At 60.8% G+C, this 11,301-nt stretch carries 12 protein-coding genes; 6 read left to right on the top strand and 6 right to left on the bottom strand.

Features of this window, described 5'->3' with window-relative positions:
• Positions 1–709 (bottom strand): hypothetical protein (locus HMPREF2791_RS11195; protein WP_141764987.1); only part of this gene is annotated, 709 nt, incomplete at its 3' end.
• Positions 710–936: 227 nt separating this feature from the next.
• Here HMPREF2791_RS11195 and HMPREF2791_RS11950 point away from each other — a divergent pair.
• The 4 genes from HMPREF2791_RS11950 (at position 937) to HMPREF2791_RS11190 (ending at position 2,871) form a co-directional block, all read left to right on the top strand.
• Positions 937–1,350: a hypothetical protein gene (locus tag HMPREF2791_RS11950; protein ID WP_141764986.1), complete on the top strand. Its 414-nt coding sequence runs from the start codon at positions 937–939 to the stop codon at positions 1,348–1,350.
• Between the two features lie 73 nt (positions 1,351–1,423).
• Positions 1,424–1,720 (top strand): hypothetical protein, encoded by a 297-nt coding sequence (locus HMPREF2791_RS11945; protein WP_141764985.1) that lies wholly within the window; start codon positions 1,424–1,426, stop codon positions 1,718–1,720.
• Between the two features lie 6 nt (positions 1,721–1,726).
• A complete protein-coding gene (locus HMPREF2791_RS11940; RefSeq protein ID WP_141764984.1) occupies positions 1,727–2,119 on the top strand; it encodes a hypothetical protein in 393 nt (130 codons plus the stop codon).
• Between the two features lie 506 nt (positions 2,120–2,625).
• Entirely contained in the window at positions 2,626–2,871 is a 246-nt protein-coding gene (locus HMPREF2791_RS11190; protein WP_070845331.1) for a PLDc N-terminal domain-containing protein, read from the top strand.
• A 992-nt stretch (positions 2,872–3,863) separates the two neighbouring features.
• On the opposite strand, the gene HMPREF2791_RS11180 is transcribed toward HMPREF2791_RS11190, so the two are convergent.
• Together HMPREF2791_RS11180 and HMPREF2791_RS11175 are read right to left on the bottom strand one after the other, a co-directional pair.
• On the bottom strand, positions 3,864–5,228 hold the full coding sequence (locus tag HMPREF2791_RS11180) for a PFL family protein (protein ID WP_083327999.1): 1,365 nt from the start codon (positions 5,226–5,228) through the stop codon (positions 3,864–3,866).
• A 9-nt stretch (positions 5,229–5,237) separates the two neighbouring features.
• The gene (locus HMPREF2791_RS11175) at positions 5,238–5,507 is read right to left on the bottom strand and encodes an ACT domain-containing protein (RefSeq protein ID WP_070473941.1); all 270 of its coding nucleotides are present in this window, start codon (positions 5,505–5,507) and stop codon (positions 5,238–5,240) included.
• A 41-nt stretch (positions 5,508–5,548) separates the two neighbouring features.
• On the opposite strand from HMPREF2791_RS11175, the gene HMPREF2791_RS11170 reads away from it, so the two are divergent.
• The gene (locus HMPREF2791_RS11170) at positions 5,549–6,217 is read left to right on the top strand and encodes an NAD(P)H-binding protein (RefSeq protein ID WP_070845327.1); all 669 of its coding nucleotides are present in this window, start codon (positions 5,549–5,551) and stop codon (positions 6,215–6,217) included.
• Here the strand turns inward: HMPREF2791_RS11170 and HMPREF2791_RS11165 are convergent.
• The 3 genes from HMPREF2791_RS11165 to acnA all read right to left on the bottom strand — a co-directional run bounded on the left by HMPREF2791_RS11165 (position 6,214) and on the right by acnA (position 10,396).
• Complete coding sequence (locus HMPREF2791_RS11165; RefSeq protein WP_070845326.1) at positions 6,214–6,936, bottom strand: glutamine amidotransferase-related protein; 723 nt, start codon at positions 6,934–6,936, stop codon at positions 6,214–6,216. The two genes, HMPREF2791_RS11170 and HMPREF2791_RS11165, sit on opposite strands and share 4 nt — an antisense overlap.
• Positions 6,937–6,973: 37 nt before the next feature.
• Positions 6,974–7,525, bottom strand: coding sequence for a TetR/AcrR family transcriptional regulator (locus tag HMPREF2791_RS11160; RefSeq protein WP_070845324.1), 552 nt, complete (start codon positions 7,523–7,525; stop codon positions 6,974–6,976).
• 93 nt (positions 7,526–7,618) lie between these two features.
• Complete coding sequence (gene acnA / locus HMPREF2791_RS11155) at positions 7,619–10,396, bottom strand: aconitate hydratase AcnA (protein WP_210383714.1); 2,778 nt, start codon at positions 10,394–10,396, stop codon at positions 7,619–7,621.
• 209 nt (positions 10,397–10,605) lie between these two features.
• Between acnA and HMPREF2791_RS11150 the strand changes: the two genes are divergently transcribed.
• Positions 10,606–11,079 (top strand): Rv1476 family membrane protein, encoded by a 474-nt coding sequence (locus tag HMPREF2791_RS11150; RefSeq protein WP_070473931.1) that lies wholly within the window; start codon positions 10,606–10,608, stop codon positions 11,077–11,079.
• Positions 11,080–11,301 lie beyond the last annotated feature (222 nt).

The following is an 11,301-nucleotide window of genomic DNA, read 5'->3' as shown; positions in this document are numbered from 1 at the left end:
ACGGTGTTACTAGATACGACCGCGCAACATCGCCGGCCCAAAGCTCATAGTCGGGATGTGAACCTGCGAGCACGCGAGACCGCGCCCAGGGATCCACTAACCGTTCGAACTCTGCCAACACCCGCTCAATGGCCTCATCTGTGAAGTCCGTAATCATCACCAGCTCACCGTCAGACGTACTCAGCCGCACCGACTCGTTGGGGACATCAACGGTCAACATCGGGCAATCCACCTCGAGCGGTGGCGGTGTCGTAGTCGCGTACTCGTTGCCGATTTTCAGGAATTGAAACGGTTTCACCAAAGCGTTCAGCTCTCCGAAGTGCCAGAGGTCGGAGAAGAGTGAATCAACTGTCTGGCCCCAGTGAACTCGGGGAAGGAACTTCTCTATGGCGTCTTCACCGCCCACTGGGTAGAAGACGTCTATGCCGGAGGCGAGTTCTCCACTGCGTTCGCAAATGAGCCGCACCGCCGAGCGCTTCGGAAACTTCGGTGTCTCTCCGTATGGGTCTGGCTCATTTTTGGCCCAGACCAGCTCGAATAAGGGATACACGTCGTCTGGGGTTAGCGCGCTGCGCATCTTCGGCATCCCACTGACCTGCGGGGTCACCTCACCTCGAGCGTAATCCAACGTCAAATATTCTTCGCTGTGGACATCAAGAAGCTCGCCAGTGACGCTCGCACCGAATGGCGTTGAGTTCCAGTGGAACACCCAAGTAAGTGCCTGCCCCAGCCCCCGAAAGGATCTGAGGTGTCGATTCTGAATAAATTAATTTATATTTTCACAAAAGGTCTTGCGGGAAACGGAGAGCTAGACCATCATAAGTAATGAGACAGGGTTTTCTTTTTGATTCATGTCTCACTTGACCCCAACATCAGCGCCAAAGGTTTATTCTCTCCCGTCGCATATCTTCCAAACATATTTGAAGGGTGTTGCCCGTGAAAGTAAAGAAATTTCTATCCGCCACTTTGGTGGCATCTATCGGGTTACTTGTTTCCCCCACTGCAGTGGCCGCTCAGCCAATTGACTGGACTATTAGCCAAACAATCATTGGCCCGAAAGGCGAGGATCTTCCACTCCGCGTAGGGCAGGGAGATGAGCCCGGCAGTGTTGGTTTTGGGCTTTCTCACATCAAGGACAGTCACGGCGGTTTCGTTCCAGCCACTACAGAGATTGACACAGTTTTACATAACGCCCCCGAATGCAAAGGCGGCTTAAATGCAGGAAATGGCAAGAAAGAATGCTCTTACCCAATCAATGGAAGAGTTATGACGGTTGTTGCCACAGAGCGAGTAGATCCCGCAAGCGGAGACGGCCGACCTGTCGGAATAATCACTGCTTTCTACCGCTAGGAGAATAGTCATCAATCAATTTATTTCTATCACGACTGATGAAATCAAGTTTTTGAAAAATATATCCACCCAAATGTTTCAAGACACCATACTCCCAGAGGAAACAATTTTAGCAGGAGTCGGCATCCAAGCGGGAAGAAACAGCGGCTCCCCCGAAAATCAGCTCTGGTACCACTTCGATCTCTTTAACCCTGGACTTCACGAAGGAAAAGTTGTTCGTCTTTGGGGAAGATTCCCTGATTTAAGTAAAAATGAAGAATCTATCGAGTGGGACGAAATGCTCCAGGGCTCTGGTTTTGTAGAGATGTTCCTTACCTCAACCCCTGAAGAGAATAGATTCAATTCTATGGAATATATCCAGAAAGGATGATCACCAATGGTATGGAAAAAAGGGCTCACTTTAATTGGTTGCGCTTTACTAACTGCAGTGTCCCCCGTCACCGCCCAGGCATCTGAAAATAATCAGTATCAACCTGGGGACACCGTGCCACTCTCTGTCGACCCAGACGGTTTTCTCCCAAATACGGCTGAGGGCGAAATTAGCTTCTTTTCCGCCTCATCCCCGGTTGCTACCTGCGTTAACGTCCAGCCAAGCGCTGACAACGTAAAAGTAACAAATAATTGCCCAGGGAAACAGGGAATCAAAGTCTTAATCGCTTTCGGCCAAGATTCTGAATGCGTATATCTCGCACCTCACGCAACGCACGATCATCACTTTGGCAGTTGGTGGAACCAAAAAGCAAGGTTTGATGGCGTTGTTTCCTGCTAATGCTCAAGAATATCTAGGATAGGTGTATAGTCAGTCTGATTGTCGCCTACACCTTCACCTGGGACATGATGGCAGCAAACTTCTCAACATCAGCTGTTACGTCCTCGGCTCAAATGAGAGATTTTAGAAGACGTACGAGTGAAGCAATCGCCGATATTGCAAATATTTGGCCCAACGCCGGCATTGAAGCTTCCACCGAGGGGGTCACTGTCACCAAGACAACAACGTCAATCCGACCACGAGCAAAAAATGTCACCGAGAATCCACTCGAACTGCATAATGTTTGAATCGACTGTGATCCCGCGGGGTTCGCAGTTAACGCGTTCGGTAATGATGTGCAGAAGTTTACGACGTTGCATTTTCAATCTCCATCGGTTCGGAAGATTCGTTTCCGCGAACGTACAAACCGAAACATAAACCGCACAAGAGTTTGTCCACTATAGTGAGCATCTTGCTTCTCGACGGACGAAACGTTGACTACCAAAGCAGCCCGCTACACTCGCAATATGGCAAGAAACAACGACATCATCGACACCATCAAGGACGCCTGGAACGGACTTTCCTCCGACCAGAAGACCATCGCTGGCGTGCTGGCCACCATCGACACCGCCGGTAAGGCTTTCGCGCTGCGCGACCTCGCACGTACCAACTCCAAGCGTGTCCGGGGTCCGAAGTGGCTGTGGACCCCGGTTATCGGCGCAGTCAACACCCTGGGCTGGGTCGCCTGGTTCGCGGTGGGCAAGAAACGCTAATCATTCACAGTGCTGCCCTCCGCATGGAAGCGAACACATCTGACCGGCGCAGGTTTCTTCTTCTGTCAGGGGCGACGCAGCGCCAAAAAATCAGGGCCCTCGTAGCTGGGCCGGAAGCACTCTCCGGCGGTGTGCGATTACACCCATGCAGCCGCCCGGAGCGAAAGTAGCAGTGCGGCCCGCCACGACAATCCTGCAGGAAAGTAGGTGCACTAGAACTGTCTAGACGGCCAAAAACGCAAATGGAGACCGCTGCGCGATGATTGCCTGCGATGTTGCGTTTGTGGCCACCATGAACAACATCAAGGGGGAGTACGGTGGAGCAGATCGAACTTACATTGAGGCAGCGATTCAGGTAATCCGTGCTGCCATGGCCTGCCGGCCGGTGTGCTGACATCTATTTTTGAGATAGTGGCGATAGCTTCGTCTTCTGGAGGGGAGAACTGATGGACGGTATCGTGTCCGCACTCGCGCTTGGTTTGTTACTGGTCCTGGCTCCTACCGCGGTCGTCGCCGTACTGATCTACGTTTGCAGTAGTGGCACCAAGAGGGATGGTCGCGTTCAGTCAGGTCTAACCAGCACCAGCTACGCGGTCACTTTAGCTGTCATTAGCTGCGCTATTGTGGCTCTTGTATCCGCAGGCATTGACAGTTGGGCTGCGTCTCAAGCAGATGAAGACTTGGCTGTTATCACAATTCCCATCTTGCTTGTGGTCTGCTTGTTGGCAAGCGCAAAGGTTCCAGCGCAGCCCGTCCGTGGACCGCTCATGGGCGCGCTGGGTGCTACTGCGGGGGCTGCGCTCTATTACCCGATCATGACGGCGGTTCAGGGGCCAGGCGATCACACCGCCCTATGGGGTATCGGCATGTTGTTTGTTTGGATAGCATGCGGAATCCCACTGTTTATTACGGCAATTGTCATCGCGACGGTGCGAGTACGGGCGTGATCGGTCAGATGTTGAATCAGGGATGATCGGTGATTGTCTCGGCCGCTAGTTCCTGAACCCGTGCACCGGCGCGGGGATGAACCCGCCGCGGTGGATGAATTCGTCGTTGCCCACGGTATTGACCGGGATGACGGGCGCGTAGCCGAGCAGCCCGCCGAAATTCACTTCGTCGCCGGGCTTGGTGCCAGGCACCGGAATGAGGCGCGAGGCGGTGGTCTTGTGGTTCATCACGCCGATCGCGGCTTCGTCGGCGATCATGCCCGCGATGAGCTCGGCTGAAGTGTCGCCGGGGATGGCGATCATGTCGAAGCCGACGGAACAGATCGAAGTCATCGCCTCGAGCTTGTCCATGGAAATGGCACCGCTGTGAACCGCGTCGATCATGCCCTTGTCCTCGGAGACCGGGATGAACGAGCCGGACAGGCCACCCACGCGGGAGCAGGCCATCATGCCACCCTTCTTCACGGCGTCGTTGAGCAGCGCCAACGCGGCGGTCGTGCCGTGGGTGCCCACCTGGTCCAGGCCCATGCGCTCGAGCACGTGCGCCACCGAGTCGCCCATCTCCGCCGTCGGCGCGAGCGAGAGGTCCACGATGCCGAACGGCACTCCGAGGCGCTCCGCCGCCAGCGTGCCCACGAGCTGACCTGCGCGGGTGATCTTGAAGGCGGCCTTCTTAATCTCCTCGGCGACCTCGTTCAACGACGCCCCCTTGAGCGGAGCAATCGCATTGTCGACGACGCCGGGGCCCGACACACCCACCGAAATCACCGTGTCCGGCTCCTCGATGCCGTGGAACGCGCCGGCCATGAACGGGTTGTCGCCCACGGCGTTGGCGAAGACGACCAGCTTTGCGCAGGCGATGGAGGAGCGGTCCGCGGTCGCCTCCGCGGCCTCCTTCACAATCTCGCCCATCTTGGCCACGGCGTTCATGTTGATGCCGGCGCGTGACGACGCCACGTTGACCGACCCGCACACGTTATCGGTGACGCTCAGCGCCTCCGGGATGGAGCAGATCAGTTTCTTGTCCGCGGTCGTGCCGCCCTTTTCCACCAGCGCGGAGTAGCCGCCGACGAAGTTGACGCCGAGCTCGCCGGCCGCGCGGTCCAGCGCGCGAGCAATCTCCACCGGGTTGCCGTCGGCACCCGCCGCCACCAGCGCGACGGGGGTGACGGAGATGCGCTTGTTCACGATCGGGATGCCCAGCTCGCGCTCGATGCCTTCGCACACCGGTACCAGGTTGCGGGCGCGCTCGACGACGCGGTCGTATACCGCCTGCGCGGTGGCCTTCATCGTGGGCCGGGTGCAGCCGATGAGCGAGATGCCCATGGTCACGGTGCGGATGTCCAGGCGGTAGTCCTCGATCATCCGGATGACGTCGAGGAACCGCGCGTCTGAAAACTCGAAATTCACAGCCGCCCCTTAAATGTCGTTGATGGCGCTGAACAGGGCCTCGGACTGGATGCGCACGACCATGCCGAGCGGTTTACCGGCGGCGTCGAACGCCTCCTGCAGCGCCCCCATGTCCACCTCGCCCTCGGGCAGCGCGACTCGCATGATCATGGTGAAGAAGTCGTCCATGATGGTCTGGGAGACGTCGAGGATGTTCAGCCCCTCGTCCGCGGCGGTTTTGGCAACTGCGGCGATGACGCCGGGGCGGTCTTTACCAGTGGTCGTAATAATTGCGTGCATGCGCAAAGTATAGGCGCAGAAATAGCGTTACGGTGGGCGTTATGGAAACACCTAAGCAATCCCAACACGTTCTCGTTCTCGGCGCGGGCGGCAACGTCTCGCGCCACTCCGTCCCTAAGCTCGTAAAGGCTGGCCACAGCGTCAGCGCGCTCGTGCGCAACCCCGATCATGTGCAACAGCTTGTCGACGACGGCGCGACCGCCATCGTCCGCGACCTGACCACCCTCGACGAGGAGGACTGGGCTCGCCTGCTCACCCCGTTCGACGTGGTCGTGTGGTCCGCGGGCGCCGGCGGCGGCTCCGCCGAGCGCACCTTTGCCGTGGACCGCGACGCGGCGATGGCGATGATCGACGCGCTCGAGGAGCTCGGCGAGTTCGCACCGTTTACCGTCATGGTCTCCTACGCGGGCGCCGCCGAGGCCACCACGGAGGACGACGGCGGGGCGTGGTACGCCTACGTCGAGGCGAAGAAGGCCGTCGACAAGCGGCTGCTCGCCTCTGACCTGCCGTATCAGATCCTCGGCCCCACCCGCCTCACGGATGATCCGTCGGAGGGCATCGCGCTTCTCGACGACCAAAGGGACCCCTCGTCAGAAACCCCGCGCGAGCTCGTGGCGGATGTGATCGTGGAAGCGGTCGGCTGCGGCAAGCAGTTCGACCGCAACCCGCTCGACTTCGAGGGCGGCGAGGCGAAGGTCTCCGAGATTTAGTCGAACCGGCCCTCGGTGCAGAGCCGGGTGAAAGTGCGCAGCAGCCCGTTCGCCCGGCTTACGTCGTGGTTGGGCAGGTCGGCGACGATGCGGGCGTACTCCTCGGCGGGGAAGTAGCCGTAGTCGTGGAAGAAGTCCATGCGGGTGCGCATGGCGTCGGCGTCCATCTCGGCGTGGAACTGGGTGGCCCACACCCGGTCGGTGTAGCGGACCATCTGCACCATCCCGTCGGGCGCGGTGGCCACCACGGTGACAGAACCTGGCACGCGCACCGGGTTCTCGGTGTGCCCCGTCAGCGCGGTGAACGTGCCGCTGGGGCCGGCCAAAACATCATCGGCCACCACGTCCACGGTGGTCGGGCCGGACGGCTCGGGGTGGGTGCGTCCGATCTCGCCGCCGAGGTGGTCCACCAGCCAAGAGATGCCGAAGCAGACGAAGAAGACGGGCTTGCCCGATTCGACGGTGGCGGACAGGATGTCGTCGATACGCTTGTGCCACGCGTCGCGCTCGGGGTTGGTCACATTGAGCGAGCAGCCGCCGACGATGATGCCGCTGACGGGGTCGAGGGGGCCGAGCTCGGAGTCGGGGGAGTCGATGACGCGCAGTTCCATCTCCACTTCGCTCAAGCCCGTGGCGCGCAGAGCGTCGTGGTACTCGGCGTGGGCGACGTCCGGCCCGATCTCGCCGTTGCGAAGGGAGAGGAAAAGCAGCTTTGACATAGCGGCAATTCTATACCGCTTAGTCTATTTTTCGGAATTACCCGCGGACTGACTGCTCTACCACGTCGAGCATTTCCTCGAGCCGCTCCACGGGCTCGCCGGAGGCGAGTTTGGTGATGAAGCCCTCGAGCACTGTCTCCAGGTAGGTCTGCACGACGGCCACGGGGACGTCGTCACGCATTTGCTTGTTGGACTCCAAGCGCTCGCGGACCGCGTGGTCCAGCACCTCCTGGTGCTCGCGCCAGCGCGCCTCGAACTCGGGGTCGGTGCGCAGCTTGCGCAGGATCTCGGCGCGGGTGGTGAACCAGTCGTTGGAGCTGCGGTCCACGAGCATGCCGCGCATGACCTCCACCAAACCACGCTCGCTGACCACCTGGGCCTGCCTTTCTGCGTCCGCCTCGGCGATGGCGAGAAACAGTGTTTCCTTGTCGCCGAAGTGGTGGAAGATCGCGCCCCGGGTCTTGCCGGTGGCCTCTTCCAGGCGGGCCACGGTGGCCCCCTCGTAGCCGTAGTGTGCGAAGCAGACGCGGGCGGCGTCGATGATCTCGCCGCGGCGGCGCTGCAGCTCTTTGTCGCTGACAATCGGCATGAGGGGGCTCCTTCGGGCTCCAGGTAGGGGTCAGAAAAATGGGGAAGGGGCCCCGCGGCGTGCGGGGCCCCTGAAACGACGGCCGAAAGCCTGTTAGCTCTTGACCATCTGACGCAGCACGAACTGCAGGATGCCGCCGTGGCGGAAGTACTCCGCCTCACCCGGTGTATCCACGCGCACCACTGCGTCGAACTCGACAGCGTCGGCGCCGTCCTTCTCAGCCTTGACGTGGACCGTGGCCGGGATCTCACCGTTGTTGAACTCGGTGATGCCGGTGATGGAGAAGGTCTCGGTGCCGTCCAGGCCGAGGGACTCGTGGGACTGGCCCTCCGGGAACTGCAGCGGCAGCACGCCCATGCCGATCAGGTTCGAGCGGTGGATGCGCTCGAAGGACTCGGCGATGACGGCCTTGACGCCCAGCAGGTTAGTGCCCTTTGCGGCCCAGTCGCGGGAGGAACCGGTGCCGTACTCCTTGCCGGCGATGACCACCAGCGGGATGTTCTTCTCGGCGTAGTTCATCGCGGCGTCGTAGATGTAGGCCTGCGGTGCGCCCTCCTGAGTGAAGTCGCGGGTGTAGCCGCCCTGCTCGTCCACCAGCTGGTTGCGCAGGCGGATGTTGGCGAAGGTGCCACGGACCATGACCTCGTGGTTGCCGCGGCGGGAGCCGAAGGAGTTGTAGTCCTTGCGCTCAACGCCGTTGGCGTCCAGGTAGTTCGCGGCCGGGGTGCCCGGCTTGATGGAGGAAGCGGGGGAGATGTGGTCGGTGGTCACCGAGTCGCCCAGCTTCGCCAGCACGCGTGCGCCCTCAATGTCCTGGACTGCCTCTGGCTCCTCCGGCATGCCGTCGAAGTACGGCGCCTTGCGGATGTAGGTGGAGTCCTCATTCCAGTCGAAGGTCTTGCCGGTCGGGATATCCAGGCCCTGCCACTGCTCGTCGCCCTTGAACACGTCGGCGTAGTCAGCCTCGTACATTTCGCGGGAGATGGTGCCTGCGATGGTCTCTTCGATCTCCTCGGTGGACGGCCAGACGTCCTTAAGGAAGACGTCGTTGCCGTCGGCGTCCTGGCCCAGCGGCTGGGTCTCGAAGTCGAAGTCCATGGTGCCGGCAATGGCGTAGGCGATGACCAGCAGCGGGGACGCGAGGTAGTTCATCTTCACGTCCGGGGAGATGCGGCCCTCGAAGTTGCGGTTGCCGGACAGGACGGCGGTTGCGGTGAGGTCGAACTCGTTGACGGCGTCGGAAACCTCGGCCGGCAGCGGGCCGGAGTTGCCGATGCAGGATGCGCAGCCGAAGCCGGAGAGGTAGAAGCCGACGGCCTCCAGGTCCTTCCACAGGTCCGCGCGCTCGTAGTAGCCGTCCACGACCTGGGAGCCCGGAGCCATGATGGTCTTGACCCACGGCTTGGCCTTCAGGCCCTTCTCGGCGGCCTTGCGTGCCAGCAGGGCGGCGCCGACCATGACGGACGGGTTGGAGGTGTTGGTGCAGGAGGTCACTGCGGCGATGGCCACGAAGCCGTGGTCCAGGGTGTACTCGCCGCCCTTCGGGGACTCGACGATGACCGGTTTGGACGCGCGGCCCTCTGCGCCCTCGGCGGCGGACTCGCCGTTGGCGGCCCAGGACTCGTTGTAGGAGACAGCGTCGACCTTCTCTGCGCGAACCGGCTCTTCGGTGCCCTCGCCTGCGGTGTTGTAGTCCGGCAGCTGCTTGCGGAAGGTGTCCTTGGACTCGGACAGCAGGATGCGGTCCTGAGGGCGCTTCGGGCCAGCGATGGACGGCACAACGGTGGACAGGTCCAGCTCGAGGTACTCGGAGTACTCCGCCTCGGTGGCGTCCTGCTCCAGCCACATGCCCTGTGCCTTGGCGTATGCCTCGACGCGATCGATGTCCTCCTGGGAACGGCCGGTCAGGTGGAGGTAGTTGATGGTCTCCTCGTCGATCGGGAAGATCGCGCAGGTGGAGCCGAACTCAGGGGACATGTTGCCGATGGTGGCGCGGTTCGCCAGCGGGATTTCCTTGACGCCGTTGCCGTAGAACTCGACGAACTTCTGCACCACGCCGTGCTCGCGGAGCATCTCGGTGATGGTGAGCACGACGTCGGTTGCGGTCACGCCGGTCGGGATCTCGCCGGTGAGCTTGAAGCCGACGACGCGCGGGATGAGCATGGAGACCGGCTGGCCCAGCATCGCAGCCTCAGCCTCGATGCCGCCGACGCCCCAGCCCAGGATGCCCAGGCCGTTTTCCATGGTGGTGTGGGAGTCGGTGCCGATGCAGGTGTCCGGGTAGGCCAGGCCCTCGTTGTCGAAGATGACGCGGGAGAGGTACTCGATGTTGACCTGGTGGACAATGCCGGTGCCCGGCGGGACGACGCGGAAGTTGGAGAAGTTCTCTGCACCCCAGCGCAGGAACTGGTAGCGCTCCTCGTTGCGCTGGTACTCGATCTCGACGTTCTTGTCGATCGCGTCGGTGGAGCCGAATGCCTCGATGATCACGGAGTGGTCGATGACCATCTCGGCCGGGTTCAGCGGGTTGACCTGGTCCGGATTGCCGCCGAGGGTGCTCACGGCCTCACGCATGGTTGCAAGGTCGACCACGCACGGCACGCCGGTGAAGTCCTGCATGAGAACGCGTGCCGGGGTGAACTGAATCTCCACGCTCGGCTCTGCCGAGGGGTCCCAGTTCGCGATTGCCTTGATGTGGTCCTCGGTGACGTTCTTGCCGTCCTCGGTGCGCAGGAGGTTCTCGCCCAGCACCTTCAAGGAGTAGGGGAGTTTCTCCATGCCTTCGACTGCGTCGAGCGCGAAGTAGTCGTAAGACTTACCGCCGACCTCGAGCGTCTTCTTGGCACCGAACGAGTTCTTGCTTTCTGCCACGGTGAGCTCCAATTCTCGTCGTATCAAATCAGGGGTTAGCGACCCTATGGTCAAGCCACCAGTTTATGCGACCTTCCATAGTTCCGCGCCCATATTAACAGTACGCCCGTTATGTTTTCGCATTGCGCTTATCGACACACCTTCGGACTCCATCGTTACACTCCACATTCGACCACTCAGATCGCTGGACCGTGCAAGGAGCGAGGCCAATGCAGAACGAAGCAACGCTTGAAGAGCTCGTCACTCAGCTCGCGTCGTCTCCAGTGGCGTTCGGCACCGAGAATCCAGTCAATGCGGAGCTGGGTCCAGCACTGGAGGTCGCTCTCGCAGACGCCGGCAATGACTCTTTCGACCCGGCGGGAATGATCGTGCTCGAGCAGACCCCGCCGGTGATCGCCGATCTCCGCGACCTGGCGCAGGACACGGCCGCCGAAACCGGGCTCGACACGGTACTGGTTCGCACCCCGCAGGTGGCTGTCGGTGTGAGCGACTCTTTGACTCGCGCGCAGGTGGAGCGCGGGGAGCGGGCCATGGCCGCCGAGCCGGACTACGTTGCGGGCGTCCACGCCTTCGCCGACGCAGCCAACGGGTTTTCGGTGAACTGGCCGCTGATTGTCGCGGTCGTGCTCGTGGTCCTTGCCGCGGTAGCCGCGGCGGCTGTGTTCTCCGCCCGCCGCGGGTAATCGTCGACAAGCTTGCTGCCTTGACGCACCGCTCGCAAGAGTTGACTCGCCAGCTGAAAACCCGCAGGTCAGATTCTGCATTGTTATCGGTTCGGTCAACTTTTGCGAACCCGCATCCGCCGGTGTGACAAACATCACGTAACGCGCACGAGCCATGGTTTGCGCTGGTGAGGCGTGTGTGAATCATGTGAATAGCCTTGACTGCCGAGATTGTTTGTAACA

This window comes from Corynebacterium sp. HMSC034A01 (genome assembly GCF_001838175.1).
Lineage (GTDB): Bacteria > Actinomycetota > Actinomycetes > Mycobacteriales > Mycobacteriaceae > Corynebacterium.
Note: the sequence above shows the minus strand (reverse complement) of the source record. Positions and strands in the feature narration are given on the sequence as shown.